At 72.6% G+C, this 22,497-nt stretch carries 26 protein-coding genes; 16 read left to right on the top strand and 10 right to left on the bottom strand.

Annotated elements, in window-relative coordinates; translation table 11 throughout:
- Positions 1–63 precede the first annotated feature (63 nt).
- The 3 genes from HNR14_RS11515 to HNR14_RS11505 form a co-directional block, all read right to left on the bottom strand.
- Positions 64–1,266 carry an RNA polymerase sigma factor gene (locus HNR14_RS11515; protein WP_179702634.1) on the bottom strand — a complete coding sequence of 401 codons (1,203 nt, stop codon included), beginning with the start codon at positions 1,264–1,266 and terminating at the stop codon, positions 64–66.
- Between the two features lie 119 nt (positions 1,267–1,385).
- Positions 1,386–1,802: a YciI family protein gene (locus HNR14_RS11510; RefSeq protein WP_179701158.1), complete on the bottom strand. Its 417-nt coding sequence runs from the start codon at positions 1,800–1,802 to the stop codon at positions 1,386–1,388.
- 98 nt (positions 1,803–1,900) lie between these two features.
- Positions 1,901–2,413, bottom strand: coding sequence for a hypothetical protein (locus HNR14_RS11505; protein WP_179701157.1), 513 nt, complete (start codon positions 2,411–2,413; stop codon positions 1,901–1,903).
- 112 nt (positions 2,414–2,525) lie between these two features.
- Between HNR14_RS11505 and HNR14_RS11500 the strand changes: the two genes are divergently transcribed.
- From HNR14_RS11500 to HNR14_RS11480, 5 genes are all read left to right on the top strand, one after another.
- Positions 2,526–3,494: a Gfo/Idh/MocA family protein gene (locus tag HNR14_RS11500; protein ID WP_179701156.1), complete on the top strand. Its 969-nt coding sequence runs from the start codon at positions 2,526–2,528 to the stop codon at positions 3,492–3,494.
- 57 nt (positions 3,495–3,551) lie between these two features.
- Positions 3,552–3,881 carry a hypothetical protein gene (locus tag HNR14_RS11495; RefSeq protein WP_179701155.1) on the top strand — a complete coding sequence of 110 codons (330 nt, stop codon included), beginning with the start codon at positions 3,552–3,554 and terminating at the stop codon, positions 3,879–3,881.
- 85 nt (positions 3,882–3,966) lie between these two features.
- The gene (locus HNR14_RS11490) at positions 3,967–4,713 is read left to right on the top strand and encodes a 3-hydroxybutyrate dehydrogenase (protein WP_021764222.1); all 747 of its coding nucleotides are present in this window, start codon (positions 3,967–3,969) and stop codon (positions 4,711–4,713) included.
- Positions 4,710–5,582 carry an alpha/beta hydrolase gene (locus tag HNR14_RS11485; RefSeq protein WP_343064470.1) on the top strand — a complete coding sequence of 291 codons (873 nt, stop codon included), beginning with the start codon at positions 4,710–4,712 and terminating at the stop codon, positions 5,580–5,582. Before HNR14_RS11490 ends, HNR14_RS11485 begins: the two co-directional genes overlap by 4 nt.
- Positions 5,583–5,622: 40 nt before the next feature.
- Positions 5,623–6,675 (top strand): alpha/beta fold hydrolase, encoded by a 1,053-nt coding sequence (locus HNR14_RS11480; RefSeq protein ID WP_179701153.1) that lies wholly within the window; start codon positions 5,623–5,625, stop codon positions 6,673–6,675.
- 57 nt (positions 6,676–6,732) lie between these two features.
- Here HNR14_RS11480 and HNR14_RS11475 read toward each other — a convergent pair whose 3' ends face one another.
- Positions 6,733–7,392, bottom strand: a complete 660-nt coding sequence (locus HNR14_RS11475) for a TetR/AcrR family transcriptional regulator (RefSeq protein ID WP_179701152.1) — start codon at positions 7,390–7,392, stop codon at positions 6,733–6,735.
- Positions 7,393–7,472: 80 nt separating this feature from the next.
- On the opposite strand from HNR14_RS11475, the gene HNR14_RS11470 reads away from it, so the two are divergent.
- Positions 7,473–8,522, top strand: a complete 1,050-nt coding sequence (locus HNR14_RS11470; protein WP_179701151.1) for an agmatine deiminase family protein — start codon at positions 7,473–7,475, stop codon at positions 8,520–8,522.
- Entirely contained in the window at positions 8,519–10,231 is a 1,713-nt protein-coding gene (locus tag HNR14_RS11465) for an amidase (RefSeq protein WP_179701150.1), read from the top strand. Before HNR14_RS11470 ends, HNR14_RS11465 begins: the two co-directional genes overlap by 4 nt.
- Positions 10,232–10,332: 101 nt before the next feature.
- Here HNR14_RS11465 and HNR14_RS11460 read toward each other — a convergent pair whose 3' ends face one another.
- Positions 10,333–11,013: a hypothetical protein gene (locus HNR14_RS11460; RefSeq protein WP_179701149.1), complete on the bottom strand. Its 681-nt coding sequence runs from the start codon at positions 11,011–11,013 to the stop codon at positions 10,333–10,335.
- 109 nt (positions 11,014–11,122) lie between these two features.
- Here HNR14_RS11460 and HNR14_RS11455 point away from each other — a divergent pair, with 109 nt between their 5' ends.
- Positions 11,123–11,689, top strand: a complete 567-nt coding sequence (locus HNR14_RS11455; protein WP_179701148.1) for a M15 family metallopeptidase — start codon at positions 11,123–11,125, stop codon at positions 11,687–11,689.
- 35 nt (positions 11,690–11,724) lie between these two features.
- Here the strand turns inward: HNR14_RS11455 and HNR14_RS11450 are convergent, their stop codons facing one another.
- Complete coding sequence (locus tag HNR14_RS11450; RefSeq protein WP_179701147.1) at positions 11,725–12,345, bottom strand: NAD(P)-dependent oxidoreductase; 621 nt, start codon at positions 12,343–12,345, stop codon at positions 11,725–11,727.
- A 59-nt stretch (positions 12,346–12,404) separates the two neighbouring features.
- On the opposite strand from HNR14_RS11450, the gene HNR14_RS11445 reads away from it, so the two are divergent.
- The 4 genes from HNR14_RS11445 (at position 12,405) to HNR14_RS11430 (ending at position 15,748) form a co-directional block, all read left to right on the top strand.
- Positions 12,405–12,896 carry a MarR family winged helix-turn-helix transcriptional regulator gene (locus tag HNR14_RS11445; RefSeq protein WP_179701146.1) on the top strand — a complete coding sequence of 164 codons (492 nt, stop codon included), beginning with the start codon at positions 12,405–12,407 and terminating at the stop codon, positions 12,894–12,896.
- Positions 12,897–12,906: 10 nt separating this feature from the next.
- Entirely contained in the window at positions 12,907–14,343 is a 1,437-nt protein-coding gene (argG, locus tag HNR14_RS11440) for an argininosuccinate synthase (RefSeq protein WP_039923446.1), read from the top strand.
- 228 nt (positions 14,344–14,571) lie between these two features.
- A complete protein-coding gene (locus HNR14_RS11435) occupies positions 14,572–15,294 on the top strand; it encodes an alpha/beta hydrolase (protein ID WP_179701145.1) in 723 nt (240 codons plus the stop codon).
- A gap of 4 nt (positions 15,295–15,298) precedes the next feature.
- Positions 15,299–15,748, top strand: a complete 450-nt coding sequence (locus HNR14_RS11430) for a MarR family winged helix-turn-helix transcriptional regulator (RefSeq protein ID WP_021764617.1) — start codon at positions 15,299–15,301, stop codon at positions 15,746–15,748.
- Here the strand turns inward: HNR14_RS11430 and HNR14_RS11425 are convergent.
- Both HNR14_RS11425 and HNR14_RS11420 read right to left on the bottom strand, forming a co-directional pair.
- On the bottom strand, positions 15,711–16,688 hold the full coding sequence (locus HNR14_RS11425; RefSeq protein WP_179701144.1) for a diacylglycerol/lipid kinase family protein: 978 nt from the start codon (positions 16,686–16,688) through the stop codon (positions 15,711–15,713). The two genes, HNR14_RS11430 and HNR14_RS11425, sit on opposite strands and share 38 nt — an antisense overlap.
- Before the next feature lie 245 nt (positions 16,689–16,933).
- Positions 16,934–18,175: a serine/threonine-protein kinase gene (locus HNR14_RS11420; RefSeq protein ID WP_343064469.1), complete on the bottom strand. Its 1,242-nt coding sequence runs from the start codon at positions 18,173–18,175 to the stop codon at positions 16,934–16,936.
- Positions 18,176–18,304: 129 nt separating this feature from the next.
- On the opposite strand from HNR14_RS11420, the gene HNR14_RS11415 reads away from it, so the two are divergent.
- Genes HNR14_RS11415 through HNR14_RS11405 form a run of 3 tightly spaced genes read left to right on the top strand, consistent with a single transcriptional unit; the run spans position 18,305 to position 19,321 of the window.
- Entirely contained in the window at positions 18,305–18,841 is a 537-nt protein-coding gene (locus tag HNR14_RS11415) for a MarR family winged helix-turn-helix transcriptional regulator (protein WP_343064468.1), read from the top strand.
- 50 nt (positions 18,842–18,891) lie between these two features.
- The gene (locus tag HNR14_RS11410; protein ID WP_169730356.1) at positions 18,892–19,056 is read left to right on the top strand and encodes a hypothetical protein; all 165 of its coding nucleotides are present in this window, start codon (positions 18,892–18,894) and stop codon (positions 19,054–19,056) included.
- A gap of 13 nt (positions 19,057–19,069) precedes the next feature.
- Positions 19,070–19,321, top strand: coding sequence for a DUF6458 family protein (locus HNR14_RS11405; RefSeq protein WP_021764808.1), 252 nt, complete (start codon positions 19,070–19,072; stop codon positions 19,319–19,321).
- Positions 19,322–19,458: 137 nt separating this feature from the next.
- Here the strand turns inward: HNR14_RS11405 and HNR14_RS11400 are convergent, their stop codons facing one another.
- Together HNR14_RS11400 and HNR14_RS11395 are read right to left on the bottom strand one after the other, a co-directional pair.
- Positions 19,459–20,853, bottom strand: coding sequence for a pyridoxal phosphate-dependent decarboxylase family protein (locus tag HNR14_RS11400; RefSeq protein ID WP_425485029.1), 1,395 nt, complete (start codon positions 20,851–20,853; stop codon positions 19,459–19,461).
- A 122-nt stretch (positions 20,854–20,975) separates the two neighbouring features.
- A complete protein-coding gene (locus HNR14_RS11395) occupies positions 20,976–21,527 on the bottom strand; it encodes an XRE family transcriptional regulator (RefSeq protein WP_246311560.1) in 552 nt (183 codons plus the stop codon).
- Positions 21,528–21,558: 31 nt separating this feature from the next.
- Between HNR14_RS11395 and HNR14_RS11390 the strand changes: the two genes are divergently transcribed.
- Positions 21,559–22,482, top strand: coding sequence for a DMT family transporter (locus HNR14_RS11390; protein ID WP_179701139.1), 924 nt, complete (start codon positions 21,559–21,561; stop codon positions 22,480–22,482).
- Positions 22,483–22,497 lie beyond the last annotated feature (15 nt).

Genomic DNA, 22,497 nt, shown 5'->3' with positions numbered 1-22,497 from the left:
GGCGGATCCGTCGAGTACGCGGACAATTCGCGTACTCGGGGCGCCTCAGGAGGCGGGGGCGGCTCAGGAGGCTGCGGCGGCCTTGGCCTCGAGCACGGCGCGCTCGGCGGCGTTCGCGCAGAGGGAGGCCGCGAGGCGGTACTGCCCGGCAGCCTCGGCTCCGCGCCCCATCCGCGCGAGCAGCTCGGCCCGCACGGCCGGAACGAGGTGGGAGCCCGGCAGCTCACCGCGCCCGATCAGCTCGTCGACGACGGCGAGCCCGTCCGCCGGCCCGGTCGCCATCGCGACGGCGACGGCCCGGTTGAGGTCGACCACCGGCGACGGCGCCAGCCGCCCGAGCGCCTCGTAGAGCAGCACGATGCGGTCCCAGTCCGTCTCCGCCACGGACGGCGCGACCGCGTGGCACTCGGCGATCGCCGCCTGCAGGCCGTAGGACCCGAGCCCGCGGCCGGCCGTGGCGGACATCGCCAGCGCCGCGCGCCCGCGCCGGATCGCGGAGTGGTCCCAGCGGTGCCGGTCCTGATCCTCCAGCAGCACTGGCCGGCCCTCGGCGTCGAGTCGGGCCGGGAACCGCGCAGAGGTCAGCTCCAGCAGCGCCAGGAGGCCGTAGACCTCGGGCCCCGGCGCGAGTCGGGTGAGCACGCGCGCCAGCCGCAGAGCTTCGGCGGCGAGGTCGGCGCGCATCCACGAGTCGCCGCCGGTCGCCGACGACCCCTCGGTGAAGATCAGGTAGATGACGCTCAGCACCGACCCGAGCCGCTCCCCGCGCTCCTGCGGCTCCGGCACGGCGAAGGGGATGTGCGCGGCCGCGATGGTCTTCTTGGCCCGCGTGATCCGCGCCTGCACGGTGGCGACCGGCACGAAGAAGGCCTTGGCGATCTCGTCGGTCGTGAGGCCGCCCACGACCCGCAGGGTCAGCGCGACCCGCGCCTCCTTCGAGACGACCGGGTGGCACGCGGTGAACATGAGCGCGAGCACATCGTCGTCGATCGCGTCCGGGTCGAACAGGGCGTCGACGCCGGGCGCCTCCTCGTCCAGATCGCGGGCGAGGAGCGCGTACCGCTCGTCCCGCCCCGACCGGCGCCGGAAGGCATCGATCGCGCGGCGCCGGCCCACCGCAAGCAGCCAGTTCACCGGCTGCGTGGGGACGCCTCCGGTCTCCCAGCCGACGATGGCCTCGGCGAGCGCCTCCTGCGCGACGTCCTCCGCGAGCGCGAAGTCGCCGGTGTAGCGCGCGAGGGCGCCGACGATGCGGGCGGACTCCATCCTCCACACCGCCTCGACGGCGCGTCTCGCTTCAGTCACCGGCCGCCTCCTCCGCCGCGCCGTCCAGGGCCGCCTCGACGGCGCGTCTCGCCTCGCTCACCCGACCGGACCCGCCGGGCTCAGAGCTGGCCGGTGGACTCGCGCCAGGCGCGCTCCTTGGCGACCCACTCGTTGTCCTGCGGGAACTCGTCGATCGTGGTCACGCGGCGGATCTCGGCCTTCGAACCGCTCATGTACGGCATCCGCTTCGCCCACTCCGCGGCCTCCTCGGCCGACGCGACGTCGAGCACGTAGTAGCCGTTGAACAGCTCCTTCGTCTCGCCGTAGGGGCCGTCGGTGACGACGGGCTCGTCACCGGTGAAGTCGACGACGATCCCGGGCGCCGGGTCGAGGCCCTCGGCGGCGAGCAGCACGCCCGCGCGGATGAGCTCGTCGTTGAACCGGCCCATCGCGTCCAGGATGTCGGCGAAGTCGAGGTTCGCAAAGTTGGCGAACGCCTCGTCGGTCGATCGCATGATCAGCATGTACTTGGCCATCGTGTGCTCCTTGTGTCGGGGAAGGCTCTTCCCGCCTTCCACACCGAGGTCGAACGGCGAGCCCGCGGATCGACACGGTCGCGCCCCCGAACCCGATCTTAGGGAGCGGGGTGCGGGATGGCGTCGTGATCCGGATCCGGGGTGGTGGCGGGATCCGGCGCGGGATCGGCGCGCCGGGTCGCGCAGATCCCGAACACCAGCGCGCTCCAGCCGAGCGCGATCAGGAAGAGCAGGAACGCCGGCCCGATCGGGTCGCCGGCCGTGTTCGCCGCGGCGGTCAGCTGGCCGACGGGCCACAGCAGCGTCGCCGCACAGCCGACCGCGGCGAGAGCACCGAATCCCGCCGCGCTCCCCCACCGGCCGCTGTCGCTGCGGACCAACGCGGCGCAGAAGGCGGCGATGACGGCGCACACGAGCGACAGCGCGAGCCCGCTCCAGCAGACCGTCGTCGCGTCCATGTAATTGTCGGCGTGGGAGGTCGTCCAGTGCACCGGGATGCTCGGGGCGGGATGCGTCCACCTCGACACCGTGACGATCGCCGCCGCGACCGGCAGCAGGGTGAGCACGGCCGCGACCACGAACTGCGGGACGACACGACCGGGGGCTTTCACGACCCTGCCACCCTCGCACAGTGGGCCATGCGGTTCAAGGCGAATCCCGGCCGCGGGCGCCCACCCCGCCGATAGCATGGCCGGAGAGTTGCGACCCGCGAGAGGAACACGAATGACCACCTGGGGAATCCTCGGCACCGGCGGCATCGCCGCCGCCATGACCTCCGACCTGCAGCTGCACGGCCACGAGGTCGTCGCCGTCGGCTCGCGCACGTCGTCGTCGGCCGCGCGCTTCGCCGCCGCCCACGGCATCCCGCGCTCGCACGGCAGCTACGAGGAGCTGGTCGCCGATCCGCAGGTCGACGTCGTCTACGTCGCGACCCCGCACCCGCAGCACGCGCCGAACGCGCTGCTCGCGCTCGAGGCCGGCAAGCACGTGCTCGTCGAGAAGCCGTTCACGATGGACCGCGCCGAGGCGGAGGCGATCGCCGAGGCGGCGCGCACCCGCGGGCTCGTCGCGCTCGAGGCCATGTGGACGCGCTGGCTCCCCCACATGCAGCGGATGCACGAGGTGATCGCCGACGGCACGATCGGCGAGGTGCGCGCGGTCATCGCCCACCACTCGCAGAAGGCCAGCGCCGACCCGTCCGGCCGCATGCTGAACCCGGAGCTGGGCGGGGGCGCCCTGCTCGACCTGGGCATCTACCCGGTCTCGTTCGCGTGGGATGTGCTCGGCGCCCCCTCGGGCGTGCAGGCCATCTCCACGCCGACGGCGACCGGCGTCGACCGGCAGACGGCCATCCTGTTCTCCTACGAGAGCGGCGCGCAAGCCGTGCTGACCACCGAGCTGGATGCCCGCGGCAGCAACACCGCCACGGTCATCGGCACCGACGGCCGCATCGAGATCGACGCCTTCTTCTTCTCACCCGGCGCGTTCCGGGTGCTCGACCCCGAGGACAACGTCATCGAGCGGTTCGAGGCGACCATCACCGGGCGCGGGATGCAGTACCAGGCGCAGGCGATCGAACGGCTCATCGCGGCCGGCGGCGGCGAGGACCCGCGCATGCCGCTCTCGCAGTCCGTCGAGATCATGGGGAGCATGGACGCCATCCGGGAGCGCATCGGGCTGCGGTACGCGTAGCGGTTCCGCACACGGTCGGGCATTCGCTTCCGCGACCGGCCGTGCCAGGATGCTGCCGTGCCCCATCTGGTCTTCACGAGCGCGAGCGACTGGCTCGGCGCCGTCGAGCGCCGCGTGAGCGATCCCGAGATCGCGGATGCCCTCCGGAGCCGCGACCTGCCGGCCGGCACCGTGGTCGCGGTCGCGCGCGCGGAAGCCGAGAACGCCGGGCCGACCGGACGCGTCACCCTCGGCGCTGAGGAACTCGCGCGAGCCGCCGGCGTGACGCCCCGGGACGCCAAGCGAGCGCGCATCGCCCTGATCACCGTCGGCGCCCAGGTCTTCGTCGCGATGCCCGGCTCCACGGGTCGCCCCGTCCGGCAGCTGCAGATGCCGCACCGCCCGTAGGTCGAGCGCGTGCCCTTCCGCTCGCGCCGCCCCCGGCGTTAGAGTGCGGCCAGGGCCGTGCGCGCCCGCCGGGAGGAGCATCGTCGTGACCGATCTCTCGGGCCGCAGGGCCCTCGTCACCGGCGGTGCCAGCGGCATCGGCCTGGCCTGTGCGGAGGCGTTCGCCGCGGCGGGCGCCCACGTCACCATCGCCGATCTGAACGGGGAGGCCGCCCGCTCGGTGGCCGAGCGCATCGGCGGCGACGCGTGGGAGGTCGACCTCTCGCAGACGGACGCGCTGGGCGACCTCCACCTCGACGTCGACATCCTCGTGAACAACGCAGGCATCCAGCACGTGCGGCCGATCGAGGAGTTCGAGCCGGAGAAGTTCCGGCTGCTGCTGACGATCATGCTGGAGGCGCCGTTCCTGCTCGTGCGCGCCGCGCTGCCCGGGATGTACGAGCGCGGCTTCGGGCGCGTGATCAACATCTCGAGCGTGCACGGCCTCCGCGCGTCCGAGTACAAGTCGGCCTACGTCGCCGCCAAGCACGGTCTCGAAGGGCTGTCGAAGGTGACCGCGCTCGAGGGCGGACCGCACGGTGTCACCTCCAACTGCATCAACCCGGGCTACGTGCGCACGCCGCTGGTCGAGAAGCAGGTCGCCGACCAGGCTCGTTTGCACGGCATCCCGGAGGCGGAGGTCGTCGAGAAGGTCATGCTGACCGAGTCGGCGATCAAGCAGCTGGTCGAGCCGACGGAGGTGGCGAGCCTGGCGCTGTGGCTCGCGGGCGAGGACTCGCGCATGGTCACCGGCGCGAGCTACACGATGGACGGCGGATGGAGCGCCCGGTGAGCGGGTACCGCGCGTTCGCAGCTCCCGTCGCGGGCGGCGAGCTCGCCGGCGGCATCTGGAACCCGGAGGGGGCGGCCTCGACGCTGGTCGGCATCCACGGGATCACCGCCAGTCACCGCGCCTGGGAGCTGGTCGCCGCGGCCCTCCCCGGCACGCGGCTGATCGCGCCGGATCTGCGCGGCCGCGGCCGCAGCTCCGGCCTCCCCGGGCCGTACGAGCTCACGGCGCACGCCGACGACGTCGCCCGGGTGCTGGATGCGCTCGGCGTCGACCGCGCGCCGGTCGCCGGCCACTCGATGGGCGCGTTCGTGGCCGTGCGGTTCGCCGAGCGGCATCCCGACCGCATCGAGCGGCTCGTCCTGCTCGATGGAGGCCTCCCCCTCGCCCTGCCCGCGGGCATCGCCCCTGAAGACCTGCCCGCGCTCGTGCTCGGCCCGGCGCTCCAGCGACTCCGGATGCGGTTCGCCTCGGCGGACGAGTACCGCGCCTTCTGGCGCGCGCATCCCGCGATCGGCCCGTGGTGGAACGACGCCATCGAGCGCTACGTCGACTACGACCTGGCCGGAGAGCCGCCCGAGCTGCGGTCGAGCGCGAGCGAGGACGCCGTGGCGGTGAACGCCCTCGAGATGGACGGCGGCGCGGGATACGCGGAGGCCCTGGCCGGACTGACCCTGCCGATCTCGTTCATCCGCGCCCCGCGCGGCCTGCTCGACGCCGACCCGCTCTACGACCCGGCGGTCGTCGCGGAATGGTCCGGGAGGCTGCCGCAGCTGCGCGTGCACGAGGCCGGCGACGTCAACCACTACACGATCGTCATGACCGAGGAGGGGGTGCGCCAGGTGCTCCCCCTGCTCGCGCCGCCGAGCTGAACACCCCCGAACCCTCCCACACCCGAACCGAGGAGAACCCATGACCGGAACCCTGCTCGCGGGCATCGCCGCCCGCCGCGTGCCCACCGACCGCCTCTCCGCCAACGTGCTCGAACGCCCGTCGTCGGGCGCGGCGCAGGCGACCGTGCTGTTCGTGCACGGCAACGTCTCGTCGTCGCTCTTCTGGCAGCCGCTGATGCTCGCCCTCCCGCACGGCGTGCGCGCCCTGGCCGTCGACCTGCGCGGCTTCGGCGATTCCGAGACGCTGCCCGTGGATGCGACCCGCGGCGTGCGCGATTTCTCCGACGATGTCGCGGCGGTCGCCGACGCGCTCGCCCTCGGTCCCGTGCACCTGGTGGGCTGGAGCATGGGCGGCGGGGTCGCGATGCAGCTGCTGCTCGACCGCCCCGACCTCGTACGCAGTCTCACCCTGGTCTCGACCGTCTCCCCCTACGGCTTCGGCGGGACGGGCGCCGACGGGAGCCTGCTCAACGCCGACGCGTCGGGCACGGGAGGGGGCGGTGCGAACCCCGACTTCGTCGCGCGGCTCGCCGCGGGCGACAACGGCGAGGATGCCCCGACCTCCCCGCGCGCCGTCTACCGGTCGTCATACGTGGCGCCGGGCTTCGAGAGCGAGCACGAGGACCTCTGGGTGGAGTCGATGCTCAGCACCGCCACCGGCGAGGACAACTACCCCGGTGACGCCACCGGCTCGGAGAACTGGCCGGGCTTCGCTCCCGGCACCCGCGGCGTGCTGAACACCATGGCGCCCACGTATTTCGACACCTCCGCGATCGTCGACCTGCCCGAGAAGCCGCCGGTGCTGTGGATCCACGGCGCGCTCGACGCGATCGTCGGCGACGCCTCCTTCTTCGACCTCAACCAGCTCGGCGTGGCCGGCATCATCCCAGGCTGGCCGGGGGAGGCGGTGGCGCCGCCGCAGCCGATGCTCGCGCAGATCCGCTCGGTGCTCGACCGCTACGCGGCGAACGGAGGCAGCGCCCGCGAGGTCGTCTTCGACGACTGCGGCCACTCCCCGCACATCGAGAAGCCGGACGAGTTCCTGGCCGAGCTGCTCGCGCACCTGGGCTGACGGCCGCCGCGAGGTGTGAGTAGTTGCGGGTATCCGGTGCCTGTCACCCGCAACTACTCACACCTCGGCGGAAGTGGAGGTGGCAGGCGCGGGCGCAGGCGCGGGCGGAGGCGCGGCCAGCGCTCCCCGGGCCAGGCCCAGCATCCCTTCGGCCGCGGGCGCGAGCAGCGGGTAGCGGTCGCCGGCGGCGCCCCAGCGCACGAGGCCCTGCGCGTTGAGCCCGTCGATCGCGCCGAGCAGCTGCCACGCCACCGCCGCAGGGTCGGCGACGGTGAAGGCGCCGGAGCCGGCGCCCTCCGCCACGACCTCCTGGATGAGGGTCTGCCACGCGTCCATCTGGCCGCGGACGGTCTCGGCCAGCCGGTCGTTGCGGCGGCCGAGCGCGAACGCCTCGACCCACACGGTGGTCACGTCGTCGCGCGAGCCGTCGAGCAGGGTGCGCAGCAGGGCGGCCACGCGCGCGACCGGCCCGCGCTGAGCCTCGACCAGGGCGCGCACCTCCGCCACCTCGGGCGAGACCGCTGCGGCGAACGTCGCGGCGACCAGCTCATCCATCGCCGGATGGTAGTGGGCCACGAGCGCGGGCGTGACGCCGGCGCGGGAGGCGACCCCGCGCAGGGTGACCGCCGCGAGCCCGTCGTCGAGCGCCAATTCCCGCGCGGCCTCGGCGATCTCAGCGCGGCGCTCGGCGGGCGGTTTGCGGGGTGCTCTTGACATGGTGGGTTCAGTATAGGTACTTTCGGGACATCTATTGATCAACTGATCAACATGATCGCCGACGACCCATGGAGGTTCGCATGAGCTGGCGCATGCCCGCCGAGACCGCCCCGCACGAGCGCACCTGGATGGCCTTCCCGCGCGCCGGCATCACCCTCGGCGACGACGCCGCGTCGGCCGAGGAGGCCTACGCCGCCTGGACCGCGGTCGCGCACGCGACCGCCGAGTTCGAGCCGGTCACGATGGTCGTCGACCCGAGCGAGCGCGAGCGGGCGGCACGCATGCTCGGCTCGCACATCGAGCAGGTGGAGGCGCCGCTCGACGAGTTCTGGATGCGCGACTTCGGCCCGACCTTCGTGGTCGACGACGAGCGACCCGGCGTGCTCGGCGCGGTCGACTGGGTCTTCAACGGCTGGGGCGACCCGGAGTGGTCGGAGTGGGAGAAGTCGGCCGAGATCGCGCGCTTCGTCGCCGAGCGCACCGGTGCAGAGCTCATCAGCTCGCTGCTGGTGAACGAGGGCGGCGGCATCCACGTCGACGGCGACGGGACCGTGCTGGTCACCGAGACCGTGCAGCTCGACCCGCGCCGCAACAAGTACGCCGACAAGGCGCGCGTGGAGGCGGAACTCGCCCGCACCATCGGGGCGACCCACGTCATCTGGCTGCCCCAGGGTCTCACCCGCGACTACGACGACTTCGGGACGAACGGCCACGTCGACATCGTGGCGTCCATCCCCTCCCCCGGCCGCCTGCTGCTGCACACGCAGCGCGACCCCGAGCACCCGGACTTCGCCGTCTCGCGCGAGCTGCGCGCCCTGCTCGCCGACACCACGGACGCCGCCGGCCGCTCCTGGGACATCGTGGAGCTGCCCGCCCCGGCGACACTGCGCGACGAGGAGGGCTTCGTCGACTGGAGCTACGTGAACCACCTCGTCGTCAACGACGGCGTGGTGGCCTGCGGATTCGGCGAGGCGCGCGCCGACGCGGAGGCGACCGAGATCCTCGAGGCCGCCTACCCCGGCCGCCGGGTGTCGATGGTCGACGCGCGGCCGATCTTCGAGCGCGGCGGCGGCATCCACTGCATCACGCAGCAGCAGCCCGCACTGCCCGGCGCGGAGACCGCGCGATGAGCATCGACGTCGTCGAGGCGGGCATCGCCCGGCTGGGGGAGGCGCTCGAGCGCGGCGAGACCACCTCCGTCCAACTCGTGGAGGCGTACCTCGCCCGGATGGACGCCTACGACACCGCCGGCCCCCGGCTGAACGCGGTCGTCGTGCGCGACCCCGGCGCCCTCGCGGCGGCCCGCGCGTCAGACGAGCGTCGCGCCCGTGGCGAGACGCTGGGCCCGCTCGACGGCATCCCGTACACCGCCAAGGACAGTTACCTCGCGCGCGGCCTGACCGCCGCCGCCGGTTCGCCCGCGTTCGAGCGCCTCATCGCCCAGCGCGACGCCTTCACGATCGAGCGGCTCCGCGCCGGCGGCGCCGTTCTGCTCGGCCTGACCAATATGCCCCCGATGGCGAACGGCGGCATGCAGCGCGGGGTCTACGGCCGGGCCGAGAGCCCGTACAACGCCGACTTCCTGCCCGCCGCGTTCGGCTCCGGCTCGTCCAACGGGTCTGGCGCCGCGACCGCCGCGAGCTTCGCCGCGTTCGGTCTCGGCGAGGAGACGTGGTCGTCGGGCCGCGCCCCCGCCTCCAACAACGCCCTCTGCGCCTACACCCCGTCCCGCGGCGTCATCTCGGTGCGCGGCAACTGGCCGCTCGTGCCGACGATGGATGTCGTCGTGCCGCACACCCGCAGCATGGCCGACCTGCTCGAGGTGCTCGACGTGATCGTCGCCGACGACGCCGAGACCCGCGGCGACTTCTGGCGCGTGCAGCCGTGGGTCGCCATCCCGCCGGCGTCGGAGCTACGCCCGGCGTCGTATCCCGCGCTCGCCTCCGACGCCTCCCTCGCGGGCAAGCGGCTCGGCGTGCCGCGCATGTACATCGACGCCGACCCTGATGCGGGCACCGGGACGGGCGGCCCCTCCGGCCACGGCGGCATCGGCGGCGCGACGGGGCAGCCCATCCGCACGCGCCCCTCGGTGCTGTCGCTCTGGGAGGAGGCGCGGCGTGCTCTGGAGGCTGCCGGAGCCGAGGTCGTCGAGGTCGACTTCCCCGTGGTCTCCAACTACGAGGGTGACCGCCCCGGCGCGCCCACCGTCTTCACCCGCGGCCTCGTCTCGCCGGAGTACCTGCACAGCGAGATCGTCGACCTCTCGGCCTGGGGCTGGGAGGACTTCCTGCAGGCCAACGGCGACCCCGCCCTCCACACGCTCGCCGAGGTCGACGGCGCCACGATCTTCCCGCAGCCGCCGGGTGCACTGCGCGACCGCTACGAGGGCTTCGACGACGACATCGCCGAGTACCCCGGCTGGGTGCGCGCACATCCCGGGGCGACGCTGGAGAGCATCCCGCACCTGGCCGACGGTGTGCGCGGCCTCGAGGAGACCCGCCGCGTCGACCTCGAGCAGTGGATGGACGCGCTTGGCCTCGACGCGGTGATCTTCCCCGCCGTCGCCGACGTGGGCCCCGCCGACATGGACGTGAACCCCGCCTCCGCCGACCTCGGCTGGCGCAACGGCGTCTGGGTCGCGAACGGCAACCTCGTGCCGCGGCACCTCGGCATCCCCACCGTCACCGTGCCGATGGGCACCATGGCCGACATCGGGATGCCCGTGGGGCTCACCTTCGCCGGCCGCGCGTGGGACGACGCCGCGCTCCTCGCGCTCGGCGCTGCCTTCGAGGCCGCGCACCCGGCGCGCACGGCGCCGCCGCGGACGCCAGCGCTCTGAGCACGCTCCCCCACCCCACAACCCACGAGATTTGTGCCAAATGTCGACTTTGGCGGCGCCATTGTCGACATTTGGCACAAATCGCAGCGGGGGTCAGGGGGTCACGCCGTGATCCCGCACCCCTCCGCGGTGATGCGGTCGCCGGTGCCGACCTGGATGGTGGCGATCGCCGGGTCGGTGCGCCACGCGCCGAAGACGATCGAGCGTCCGGAGGCGTCGGTCACGGCGTACGTGATGAGGGCCTCCCCCATGCCGGAGGTTTTGCGTGCGTCGGGGTAGGCCGTCACCAGGTCGTCGATGGTAGAGCCGATCCCGATCCCGTTCGCCGTGCGGGGTCCCGTGCCCGCCTCGGCCGGGCCCTCGGCGTTGAGGACGATCGACGTGACCCCATCTGCCGCCGACTCGCCGGTCCCGATGCGCAGGCCCGTCGGGGTCGAGACGAAGTCGAGGCCGCAGCCGTCGCCCGCCACCTCGGGCTCGAACGCGGCGAGCACCTCGTGCTGCTCGGTCGACGGCGTGCCGAGGACGAGCGGGCCGACGGCGTCGAAGCCGATGGTCCAGGTGGACGGCTGTGCCGGGTCGGCGACGGCATCCTCGGCGTCAGCGCCACCGTTCGGCGAGGCCGAGGCCGCCCCCGAGGCCGACGAACCCGGCGTGCCTTCGACGAAGCCGGGCGTCGACGGCGCCGGCACGCAGCCGGTCAGTGCGAGCGCCAGCGCCCCCGCGGCGAGCCCGACGGCGACGGCAGTGACGGTTACGGAAAGTGGACGGTGTTCCCCCATGGTGATCCCCCCTCGTGGATCCCCCGTTTCTATCAGATCCCTCGCTCGACGGACACGGATGCGCCCAGCGGCGGATGACCGCGCCCCCGGCCGCTGCGACGCTGGAATCATGCCCGCACCCCGTCGACGCCTGCTCTGCACCGCGCTCACCCTGTCCGCCCTCCTCGCCCTCACCGGATGTGCCGCCTCCACCGCCGGACCGTCTGCCGACGCCGAGCGCGCGACGCAGACCGGGCCGCTGGGCGACGACGACGGGTACATCCCCGAGGGCTCGTCCCTCCCCCTCGACAGCGGCAAGCCCGCCGTGCAGCGCCTCGACCCGGCTCTGCTCGACGCACTCCGCGCGGCGCAGGAGTCGGCGGCGGAGCGCGGCACCGAGATCACGATCGCGGACGGCTGGCGGTCGGAGCGCTACCAGGAGACCCTGTTCGCGCAGGCCGTGCAGCAGTACGGCAGCGAGGAGGAGGCTTCCCGCTGGGTCAAGCGCGGCACCGACTCCGCCCACGTCGCAGGAGACGCCGTCGACATCGCGACAGCGGATGCCATGGACTTCCTCAACCGCTTCGGGGCGGAGTGGGGGATCTGCCAGGCGTACGCCAACGAGCTGTGGCACTTCGAGCTGCTCACGGAGCCGGGCGGCGAGTGCCCGGCGCCCGCGGCGGACGGGCGCGGATAGCGCGCGAGCCCGGCCGGGAGGCGGAGCGGCCGCGCTCACCCGGCGATGCCGACCGCCTGCCGGATCGTCTCGGGCCGGTCGAGGCACGCCAGCATCCCCGCGGCCAGGTCGGCCCGGGACACGGTGAAGCCGCGCGGGACGCTGCCGCCGATGCGCGTGCGGTAGCGTCCGGTCGCGGCGCGGTCGGTCAGCATCGGCGGCCGCAGGGCGGTCCAGGCCGTGGAGGATGCACGGAGCGCAGCCTCCATCTCGCGCAGGTCGTCGTAGACGGGGCGCAGGATGCGGCCGATCAGCGGCAGGGCGATGCGCCGGCTGAGGAAGCCGTCGTCGGCCGGAGGCGGCTCGACCGGTGCGGCGCTGATGACGACCAGGCGGGCGGGCTCGGCGGCCAGGATGTGCCGCGTCGCCGGTGCGGCGACCGGTGCGTCTTTCCGCGACCGCGGCCCGATCGCCGAGAGCACGGCGTCGGCGCCCTCGATCGCCGCACGCAGGGCAGCGGTGTCGGCGAAGTCGGGGATGACGCGGACCGCGACGCGCGGATCCGTATCGGGAGTCGGGCGGCGCAGCACCGCCGTGACCGCGTCGCCGCGCTCGAGAGCCTGCGCGACCAGGAGGCGTCCCGTGCGGCCTCCGGCGCCGAAGATGGTGAGTCTCATATCGTCATAGTAAGTGATGATCACAACACCGTGCAATCACTGGTTGGTACGATGTCGGGATGCCGCCCGCCGACATCCCCGCGCTCGAGACGCGCGCCAGCTTCCTGCTCTCGCAGCTCGGCCTCCAGAGCGCCCAGCGCTTCACCGCCGCGCTCGCGCCGCTCGGGATCACCCCCAACCGCTTCGGGGTCCTCGCCCACCTCTCCCACCAGGAGGGCCGCACGCAGCAGGAGCTCGCCACCGCGCTCGGGCTGCACCGCAACTCCATGGTCGGGATGATCGACGACCTGGAGGCGCGGGGCCTGGTCGAGCGGCGCCGGCACCCGGACGACCGCCGCGCCTACGCCATCCACCTGACGCCCGCCGCTCGCGAGGTGCTCGTCGCCGGCGATACGCTCGCCGACGAGCTGGAGCGGACCACGCTCGCCGCGCTCGACGAGGCCGAGCGCACCGCCCTGATCGCGACCCTCACGAAGCTGGCGGCGACGTCCGGGTACCCCGCGGGCGTCCACCCCGGCCTCGACGCGCCCGCCCGCAGCACGCCCCACTAAACTGGAGCGCGTGTCCAAAGTCTTGAGCAGTCTCCCGGTCGGTGAACGAGTCGGCATCGCGTTCTCGGGAGGTCTCGACACCTCCTGCGCGGTCGCCTGGATGCGCGAGAAGGGTGCGATCCCCTGCACCTACACCGCCGACATCGGGCAGTACGACGAGCCGAACATCGGCGAGGTCCCCGGCCGCGCCCACGAGTACGGCGCCGAGATCGCACGCCTGGTCGACGCGAAGGCCGCGCTCGTCGAGGAGGGCCTGATCGCCCTCCAGTGCGGCGCGTTCCACATCCGCTCCGGTGGCAAGACGTACTTCAACACCACCCCCCTCGGTCGCGCGGTCACCGGCATCATGCTGGTGCGCGCGATGATGGAGGACGGCGTCGAGATCTGGGGCGACGGCTCCACCTACAAGGGCAACGACATCGAGCGGTTCTACCGCTACGGCCTCGTCGCCAACCCGCGCCTGCGCATCTACAAGCCCTGGCTCGACTCCGCGTTCGTCGAGGAGCTCGGCGGCCGCAAGGAGATGAGCGAGTGGCTCGTCGCCCGCGGCTTCCCGTACCGCGACGCCACCGAGAAGGCGTACTCGACCGACGCGAACATCTGGGGTGCGACGCACGAGGCCAAGCGGCTCGAGGAGCTCGATGCCGGTCTCGACATCGTCGACCCGATCATGGGCGTCGCCGCCTGGCGCGAAGACGTCGAGGTCGTGCCCGAGACGGTGTCCGTGCGCTTCGACGGGGGCCGTCCGGTCGCGCTCAACGGCGTCGAGTTCAGCGACGCCGTCGCCCTCGTGCTCGAGGCGAACGCGATCGGAGGCCGACACGGCCTCGGCGCGTCCGACCAGATCGAGAACCGGATCATCGAGGCCAAGAGCCGCGGCATCTACGAGGCGCCGGGCATGGCCCTCCTGCACATCGCGTACGAGCGCCTCCTCAACGCCATCCACAACGAGGACACGGTCGCCAACTACCACAACGAGGGCCGCCGCCTCGGCCGCCTGATGTACGAGGGCCGCTGGCTCGACCCGCAGTCGCTCATGCTGCGCGAGTCCCTGCAGCGCTGGGTCGGCTCCGCGATCACGGGCGAGGTCACCCTCCGCCTGCGTCGCGGCGACGACTACACGATCCTCGACACCACGGGCCCGGCGCTCAGCTACCACCCGGACAAGCTGTCGATGGAGCGCGTCGGCAACGCCGCGTTCGGCCCGGCCGACCGCATCGGCCAGCTGACCATGCGCAACCTCGACATCGCCGACTCGCGTTCGCGCCTCGAGCAGTACGCGGCCTCCGGCCTCATCGGCGGCCCGACCGCCGAGCTCGTCGGAACTCTGGAGGCCGGCAGCGCCCGCGCCATCCTGGAGCTCGACGTCGACGAGACCGACGACGCCCTCTCCCGCGAGATCGACGCCAGCTCCGAAGGCGCCGCCTTCGACTCCGGCACCGACTGAGCGGAGCGTCCGCATCTCGCGAGGTGAGAGTAGTTGCGGGTATTCGGGGTGCGTTACCCGCAACTACTCACCCCTCGCAGGAACTCATCCACACGCACGCCTCCCGCATCTCGCGAAGTGCGAGTAGTTGCGGGTATTCCGGGCGCTTTACCCGCAACAACTCACCCCTCGCGGAAGCGCGCGCCCCGAGGTAGTCAGCTAGCTGAGCATCCGGCGTAGGGTGGGGGCATGGGAAAGCGGATCGGGATCATCGCGAGCTGGGTCGCGGCCGTGTTGGTGCTCGTCGTGGTCGGGGTTCTCGGTTGGGCGAACACGCCGATGATGGGCGAGCGACCCGCAGCGATCGCGGCGTGGACGGATCCGGCGGTGCAGATCCGGGATGCGGGCGACGCGGTCGTCATGGCGCCGACGGGCGAGGCGTCCGGCGAGGGTCTGGTGTTCATCCCGGGCGCGCGCGTCGACCCGTACGCCTACCTCTACAAGCTCTCGGGCGCGGTGGCCGAGACGGGGCTGACGGTCGTCATCACCAAGCCGACGCTCAACCTCGCCTTCTTCGACACGCGCCCGCTGAGCACCTTCACGAGCCTCGCGCCGGGCGTGACCGATTGGGCGGTCGGCGGCCACTCGCTCGGCGGAGTGCGCGCCTGCCAGCTGGCCGACGACAAAGCGGTCAGCCGGCTCATCCTGTTCGGCAGCTACTGCGCGAACGACCTCTCGACGACCGACCTCGACGTGCTCTCGATCGGCGGCGGGAACGACGGCCTCAGCACTCCCGCGAAGATCAAGGATGCGGCGCATCTGCTGCCCTCCGACGCCACCTTCGTGGAGGTCCCGGGGATGACGCACGGCCAGTTCGGCGACTACGGCCTCCAGCCGGGCGACGGCACGGCCACGATCAGCGACGACCAGGCCCGTGACGCGATCACCGAGGCGCTCGCCTCAGTATTCTGAGGCGATGGACGCACGCGCCGAGGAGGATCAGCAGCGACCCGAGAACTGGCCGCTCGGCCGGCTGCTCGGCGCCGCCTCCCGCGCCGTCGAACGGGCCTGGGCCGAGGCGCTCGACGCGCGCGGCCTGACCCACGCGGGGCTGATCGTGCTGCACATGCTGGAACTCGGGGTCGTCTCGCAGGCCGACCTCGCCCGCATCGCCCAGGTGGAGGCGCAGACCATGTCGCGCACCGTCGACCGACTCGAACGCGAGGGACTCGTCACGCGCGAGCCCGACGCGTCGGACCGGCGGCGTCACGTACTCGCGATCACCCCTGCCGGCCGCGCGGCGTTCGAACAGGTGCGCGGACTGGAGGACGAGGTCTTCCCGGAGGTCGACGACCCGGCCGCGCTCCGGGCCGCGCTCGTCCGGATCGTCACCGCGCCGCAGGCTCCCGGTCCGACGGCACCCTGACGGTCAGGCTCAGCGGGTCGATCCGCGTGCGCATCGCGGTCACCTCGCCGAACAGGTCACCGTCGAGGTCGACGGGCTCTGGTCGGTCGAGGCGGAGGACGAGCTCCTTGCCCTTCAGGTAGTTCATCGCCTGGATCTCGTGACCGGAGCCCATCAGGCGCCGGCCCGCGCTGGTGCGGCGCAGCACGCCGTTCTCCCAGAACACCTTCGCGACGATCTGCACCCAGCCGAAGAACCCCTCGGGCCGCAGCACGACGATGTCGAACTCCCCGTCGTCCACCGCCGCGTCAGGGAGCAGGAGGATGTTGGCGGGAAGCGAGCCGCAGTTGCCGACGATCACGGTGTGCGCACGCACGGAGTGCACGCGGCCGCCATCGAGGCTGTAGCGCAGCCGCAGCTCGTTCTTGTCCCGCAGCACGGTGCCGATCGCCTTCACGTAGGCCAGCCAGCCGGCCTTGGCCTTGAGGTCGTCGTCGGTCGCTGCGATCATCTGGGCGTCGATCCCGAAGCCGGCCATGACGAGGTAGGCGTGCTCGCTCGTCTTCCCGGAGGCGTCGCGCAGCTCGGCGACGCCGACGTCGATCGGGCGGTCGTCGCCGCCGAAGGCGCTGTCGAGCGCGTTCTCCACGTCGTCGAGGGTGAGGCCGAGGTTGCGGGCCAGGAGGTTGCCGGTGCCGGAGGGCAGCAGGGCCAGCGGGGTGCCGTGCCCGCGGAGTGCCTCGGCGACCGTGCGGACGGTGCCGTCACCACCGGCCGCGATCACCACATCCACCCCGCGCTCGAGCGCCTCCCGGGTCTGGCCGGCGCCGGGGTCCTCCTCGGTCGTCTCCAGCCAGAGGGTCGGCTCCCAGCCCCAGCGCTCCTCGGCGGCGCTCAGCGCGGCTCGGAGGGCGGGCTCGTCGACCTTCACAGGGTTGACGACGATCGCGGCGATGCTCATTCAGGTCCTCTCGTTGCCTCGACCGTACCCGGTGGGGTCAGCGGTCGGCGACATCCCGCAGCACGACCTCCACCAGCACGACCAGGCACACGGCCACGATCGCCCAGGCGAGGAGAGTGAGAACCATCACCCTCCCTTCCTACCGGAGCGGCGGCAGCCGGGAGCCGAAACGCGGCAACTCGTAACATGCGGGACGGAAACGTCACACGCCGGAAACGCGGGAGGCCGCGCGGCGAGCGGGCGGGTCAGCCCTTGCCCTTCCCCTTGTTGCCGTTCCCGTTGCCCTTGCCGTTCCCGTTGTTCCCGTTCCCGCTGCCCGTCTTCCCGTCGTCCGGGGCGGTCGTCTCCTGCGCGGGAGCAGGCGCGGGAGTCGGGACGACGGCGGGGGCGACGGTCTGCGGCGGCATCTGCACGCTCGGCGTGGGCCGCGGCGTCGGGCCGGTGTCGGCCGTCTCCCCTCCGGGTGCCAGGAGCGCGCCGAGAGCGAGCGCGCCCGCCACGACGACGGCGGCACCCGCCACGACGAGGACGGTCGCGAGACGGCGGCGCCGGCGCGGAGGAGCGGCAACCGGCTGTGTCGGCGCGGTCGCGCCGGGTCCGCCGGGCTCAGCGTTCCCGGCGGGCATCGCCACGGTCGGCACGCCCTCCGCCTCCACCGCCGGCACCCACCCGGCCAGCTCCGGCCCCATCACCGCCGCCATCGTGGCGACCTCGGCGGCGGTCGGCCGGAGGTCCGGGTCCGCGCTGGTCATCGCCAGCAGCATCCCGCGCCATCCGTCGGGCAGGTCGGCCGGCACGGACGGATCGTGCGCCGCACGAGCGGCGACCGCCTCCACCGGCGTCCCCGGATACTGCCGCACGCCCGTGAGGGCTTCCAGCACGACGAGGCCGAAGGCGTACACGTCGGCCGCTGGGCCGGGGTCGGCTCCGCGCAACTGCTCGGGGCTGAGATAGCCCGCGGTGCCGATGACGGTCCCGGCCGTCGTCACGCGGTCGGCTCCGAGGAGGTGCGCGATGCCGAAGTCGGCGAGCTTCACGATCGGCGCACGCCCCGGCACGCTCGAGGTCGCCAGGAGGATGTTGGCCGGCTTGAGGTCGCGGTGCACCATCCCGGCGCCGTGCACGACGGCGAGCGCCTCCGCCACGTCCGCGGTCAGGGTCGCGACTTGCTCCGGCGGGAGCGGACCCTCGTCGAGCCGCGACCGGAGGTCCTGCCCGTCGACCAGCTCCATCACCAGGAAGCTCGGGGTCGTCTCGCCGTCGCCCGCGAGGTGCGCGTCGAACAGCGTGACGAGATGGGGGTGCGACAGGCGCGCGAGCGCGGTCGCCTCCCCGCGGCGCCGGGTGTCGTCGGCGGCCGTCCCCGCGGGGAAGAGCTTGATCGCGACGAACCGGCCGAGCTGCCGGTCGTAAGCGCGATGGACGGTCGCCATGCCGCCGCGACCGAGCCGGTCGCGCAGCTCGTACCGGTCGAGTAGCGGATCCACCGTGCGAGCATACGCACAGCCGAGACTCCAGGCAGCGGGTGGGCCCGATCCCATTCCCCACCGTGAATACGCTCAGAATCGCGACCGGGGCCCTTGAACCGGCGTCGGATGAGGGCCTGGCTGGGGAGCGTGGGAGATCGGGAGCAGCAGGCGGCAGGCGTCAGGGGCGAGACACCCCGGCCGGACACCGGCGTGCTCGAGGCGCTGCAGGTGTACCGCGCGGCGGAGGCGGCGATGCGGCGCCGCACGGGTGCCGCGATGGGCATGGGCGACAACGACCTCCTGGCCCTGCGGCTCATCCTCGACAACACGGCCGCGGGCCGCCCGACCGCGGCGAAGGACCTGAGCCGGTATCTCGGGATCTCCAGCGCCTCCACGACCGCGCTCATCGACCGGCTGGAGGGCGGCGGCTTCGTCGAGCGCCGCCGCAGCATGACGGACGGCCGCTCGATCACCCTCCTCCCGACGCGCGCCGCCCTCGGCGAGACGGGACCGCTGCTGGCCGAGGCCAACGCGCAGCTGGCCGCCGCCTCCGCCGAGCTGAGTCCCGACGAGGCCGAGACGGTCACGCGGTTCCTGACGCGGATGCGCGAGACCGTCGATCGCATCTCGGCCGATCGCGCGAGGGTTAGACCCGAAAGACGTCGCAGTCAAGGGGATTACTAGGCAACCGAAACAGTTGTTCGATGGTGTGCGTCAAGGAAAGGACACTCTCCATGAACATCCTGCTCATCATCATCGCGATCATCGCGATCGTCCTGCTGCTCACCGGAGGCTTCGTCCAGTCGCTGAACTTCCTGCTGTGGGTCGGCATCATCCTGCTCGTGCTGGCGGTGATCGTCTGGCTCGTGCGCATGCTGACCGGCAGTCGCCGGGTCTGATCGGAGACGTCGCATGAGCCTCGGTACAGGCATCGTCCTGCTCGTCATCGGTGCGATCCTGGCGTTCGCCCTGAACGTCCAGGTCGACTGGATCGATCTGCACCTCGTGGGCTACATCCTGATGATCGCCGGCGCCGTCGGCATCATCCTCGGGATCGTGCTGCTGTCGCGCCGCCGCCGAAGCGTGGCGACGACGCGCACGGCTGTGGACCCCACGACGGGCGAGCGTGTGACCCGCCGGACCGGCGAGTCGGACCAGCTCTGACGTCACCCTGAACGACAGGAGCCCCGCACCATTCCGGTGCGGGGCTCCTTCGCGTTCGGGCAGTGCTGAGCCGCGAGACGTGACTTCTTGTGGGCGGGGAGGCCTCCGCACCCACGACTACTCACGTCTCGGGGGCCTCACATGGTGTCGAGGATGGCGACCAGGTCTTCGAAGGTCGTCAGCGGGTTCAGGATGGCGAACCGCGTGTTCGGGCGGCCCGCGTGCGAGCTCGGAGTGACGAACGCGCGCTGCTCGTCCAGCAGGCGAGCCGACCAGAGGGCGTAGTCCTCGCGGGTCCAGCCGTCGCGCTCGAACACGACGACGGAGAGCTGCGGCTTGCGGACGAGCCGGAAGCCGTCGCGCCGTTCGATCTCGGCCGCGATCCTCTCGGCGAGGCGCAGGGAGGCCGTGACGGCATCCCGGTACGCGGCTGCGCCGTGGCTCGCGAGCGAGAACCAGAACGGGAGTCCGCGCGCACGGCGGGTGAGGTGGATCGCGTAGTCGGACGGGCTCCACTCGGCGGCGTCCGTCAGGGTGTCGAGGTATTCGGCGTGCTGCGTGTGCGCGCGGCGGCCGGCCTGCGGGTCGCGGTAGATCAGGGCGCAGGCGTCGAACGGCGCGAAGAGCCACTTGTGCGGGTCGACGATCACCGAGTCGGCGTGCTCGACACCGGCGAACCGCGGACGCGCGACCGGTGACAGCATCCCGGCCAGGCCGTAGGCGCCGTCGATGTGGAGCCAGAAGGGGAACTCGCCCTTGAGCGCGGCGATGGAGGCGATGTCGTCGACGATGCCGAAGTTCGTGGAGCCGCCGGTCGCGACGACGGCGAAGACCGCGTCGCCGTACTCCTCCAGCGCGGCGCGGACGGCCTCGCCGGTCAGGACGCCGGACTCGCCCGGCGAGACCGGGACGACATCCACATCCATCACCCGCGCCGCCGACGCGACGGAGGAGTGCGCCTCCGCGCTGCAGACGATCACCCAGCGGTCCGACGGGGAGCGGCCCTCGGCCCGGGCGTGGTCGCGCGCAGCGACGAGCGCGGACAGGTTGCCCAGCGTCCCGCCCTGCACGAACACGCCGCCCGCGGTCGCCGGGAGGCCGAACTCGGCGGCCAGCCAGGAGAGCACCTGGTTCTCGGCGTACACGGCGCCCGACCCCTCCAGCCACGATCCGCCGTAGACGGCGCTGGCCGAGACGACGAGGTCGAACGCGGTCGCGGCCTTCGTCGGCGCGGTCGGGATGAACGACAGGTACTGCGGGTGGTCGGTGGTGATGCAGGCGGGGGCGAGCACGTGCTCGAAGACGGCGAGCGCGCGCTCGGCGCCCATCCCGCTCTCGGAGACGGTCTGGCCGGCGAGGCGGCGCAGCTCGTGCTCGGGCAGCGGCTTGTCGAGCGGGGTGTCGGTGCTCAGGATGCGGCGACGCGAGTAGTCGAGCACGAGGTCGACGAGGTCGCGGGTCTCGGGGGTGACGGCGTGCATCCGGTCGGCGGACAGCGGGGACTGGGTGTTCATGGGACCTCCGCGGACCATGCTTTCACACGGAATGAGCAGGAGTGCGGTGATGGACGCACATTTTGCGCCTTCTTATCGACTTTCACGCACCGATCGCGCATCAATCGTGGGCGACGCGGACGCTTTCGCCGATTCGAGGGTCAGGAGACGACGAGCCGCACGAACCGCGCGGTCTCCGCCCCGACGGCCGCATACGAGTACCGCTGCGCACTGGAGTAGATGGCGTGCTCGTCGACACCGAGCTCGGAGACGCCGTCCTCGCGCTCGATCCGCAGCCTCCCGGCGGTGACGAAGACGATCTCGTGCCAGCCGGCCGGGTCGGGCTCGGCGTCGTAGCGTTCGCCCGCGGCCAGCGCCCACGTCCAGAGCTGGGCGTCCGTCCGGGCGGGGACCGCGCCCACGAGCGCGGCGACGCTCTCCGCCGAGGCGCCGCGCCAGGCGACCGCGTTCACGGCCGTCGGCAGTGCGGACGGCTCCGCGACGAGCGTGACGAAGTCGGTGTCGAGCGCGTCGGCGACCCGGTCGAGGCCCGAGAGGCTGATGTTGGCCTCCCCCGCCTCCAGGTTGATGATCGTGCGGCGGCTGATCCCGGACCGCTCGGCGAGCGCGGCCTGGCTGAGGCCGCGCTCCTGGCGCAGGCGGCGGAGGTTCCCGGCGACATGGGCGAGGACGTCGGCGCCGTGTTCTGGCATGTGCATCATTCTGCACCATAGGATGTGCAGGATGCTGCACACACCGGATCGGACCCGCGACCCCGCACGACGGCGCTTCGCCGTCAGCCGGCAGGAGGGCGCGCTCCTCGCGATCACGGCCCTCTGGGGGTCGACGTTCCTCATCGTGCACCTGGCGATGGCGCACAGCGGGCCGTGGTTCTTCGTCGGGCTGCGCTTCGCGGTCGCCGGGCTGCTCGGGCTCGTGATCTTCCACCGATCGGTGCGCGGGATGCGCTGGCGCGACATCGGCGCAGGAGCGGCGATCGGCGTCTCCATCGCGCTCGGCTACGGGCTCCAGACGATGGGCTTGCAGACGATCAGCAGCAGCACCTCCGCCTTCATCACCGCTCTGTACGTGCCGCTCGTCCCTCTGCTCCAATGGCTGGTGCTCCGCCGGGCGCCGCGGCCGCTCACCCTCGCCGGCGTCGGCCTCGCCTTCGTCGGACTGCTGCTGCTCGCCGGACCGGACGCGCTGACCATCGGGCTCGGCCCCGGCGAGATCGCCACCCTGGTGAGCACGCTGCCGATCGCGGCCGAGATCCTGCTGATCGGGCTGTTCGCGAAATCGGTCGACGTGGGCCGGGTCACGATCGTGCAGCTGCTGGTGGCGGGAGGGGCCGGGTTCCTCGCCATGCCGATCGTCGGGGAGGCCGCACCCGCGTTCTCATGGGCGTGGCTGCTGCCCGGCGTCGGGCTCGGCGTCGCGAGCTGCGTCATCCAGCTCACGATGAACTGGGCCCAGCGCTCGGTCTCCCCGACCAGGGCGACCATCATCTACGCGGGCGAGCCTGTCTGGGCCGGTGTCATCGGCCGCATCGCCGGCGACCGGCTGCCCCCCATCGCGATCGCCGGGGCCGGGCTCATCGTGGCCGGCGTGATCGTCAGCGAGCTGCGACCGGCGAAGCGCCGTGAGACGCCTCCCGGCCTCGGCTAGACTCCGGCGCGCGGG

Source organism: Leifsonia naganoensis (genome assembly GCF_013410615.1).
Taxonomy (GTDB): domain Bacteria; phylum Actinomycetota; class Actinomycetes; order Actinomycetales; family Microbacteriaceae; genus Leifsonia; species Leifsonia aquatica.
Note: the sequence above shows the minus strand (reverse complement) of the source record. Positions and strands in the feature narration are given on the sequence as shown.

Excerpts from the sequence above, each read along its gene's own strand:
- HNR14_RS11515 (WP_179702634.1), bottom strand. The coding sequence starts at position 1,266 with ATGGAGTCCGCCCGCATCGTCGGCGCCCTCGCGCGCTACACCGGCGAC.
- HNR14_RS11510 (WP_179701158.1), bottom strand. The coding sequence starts at position 1,802 with ATGGCCAAGTACATGCTGATCATGCGATCGACCGACGAGGCGTTCGCC.
- HNR14_RS11500 (WP_179701156.1), top strand. The coding sequence starts at position 2,526 with ATGACCACCTGGGGAATCCTCGGCACCGGCGGCATCGCCGCCGCCATG.
- HNR14_RS11480 (WP_179701153.1), top strand. The coding sequence starts at position 5,623 with ATGACCGGAACCCTGCTCGCGGGCATCGCCGCCCGCCGCGTGCCCACC.
- HNR14_RS11475 (WP_179701152.1), bottom strand. The coding sequence starts at position 7,392 with ATGTCAAGAGCACCCCGCAAACCGCCCGCCGAGCGCCGCGCTGAGATC.
- HNR14_RS11470 (WP_179701151.1), top strand. The coding sequence starts at position 7,473 with ATGAGCTGGCGCATGCCCGCCGAGACCGCCCCGCACGAGCGCACCTGG.
- HNR14_RS11465 (WP_179701150.1), top strand. The coding sequence starts at position 8,519 with ATGAGCATCGACGTCGTCGAGGCGGGCATCGCCCGGCTGGGGGAGGCG.
- HNR14_RS11460 (WP_179701149.1), bottom strand. The coding sequence starts at position 11,013 with ATGGGGGAACACCGTCCACTTTCCGTAACCGTCACTGCCGTCGCCGTC.
- HNR14_RS11455 (WP_179701148.1), top strand. The coding sequence starts at position 11,123 with ATGCCCGCACCCCGTCGACGCCTGCTCTGCACCGCGCTCACCCTGTCC.
- HNR14_RS11450 (WP_179701147.1), bottom strand. The coding sequence starts at position 12,345 with ATGAGACTCACCATCTTCGGCGCCGGAGGCCGCACGGGACGCCTCCTG.
- HNR14_RS11445 (WP_179701146.1), top strand. The coding sequence starts at position 12,405 with ATGCCGCCCGCCGACATCCCCGCGCTCGAGACGCGCGCCAGCTTCCTG.
- HNR14_RS11435 (WP_179701145.1), top strand. The coding sequence starts at position 14,572 with ATGGGAAAGCGGATCGGGATCATCGCGAGCTGGGTCGCGGCCGTGTTG.
- HNR14_RS11430 (WP_021764617.1), top strand. The coding sequence starts at position 15,299 with ATGGACGCACGCGCCGAGGAGGATCAGCAGCGACCCGAGAACTGGCCG.
- HNR14_RS11425 (WP_179701144.1), bottom strand. The coding sequence starts at position 16,688 with ATGAGCATCGCCGCGATCGTCGTCAACCCTGTGAAGGTCGACGAGCCC.
- HNR14_RS11410 (WP_169730356.1), top strand. The coding sequence starts at position 18,892 with ATGAACATCCTGCTCATCATCATCGCGATCATCGCGATCGTCCTGCTG.
- HNR14_RS11405 (WP_021764808.1), top strand. The coding sequence starts at position 19,070 with ATGAGCCTCGGTACAGGCATCGTCCTGCTCGTCATCGGTGCGATCCTG.
- HNR14_RS11400 (WP_425485029.1), bottom strand. The coding sequence starts at position 20,853 with ATGGTCCGCGGAGGTCCCATGAACACCCAGTCCCCGCTGTCCGCCGAC.
- HNR14_RS11395 (WP_246311560.1), bottom strand. The coding sequence starts at position 21,527 with ATGCCAGAACACGGCGCCGACGTCCTCGCCCATGTCGCCGGGAACCTC.
- HNR14_RS11390 (WP_179701139.1), top strand. The coding sequence starts at position 21,559 with ATGCTGCACACACCGGATCGGACCCGCGACCCCGCACGACGGCGCTTC.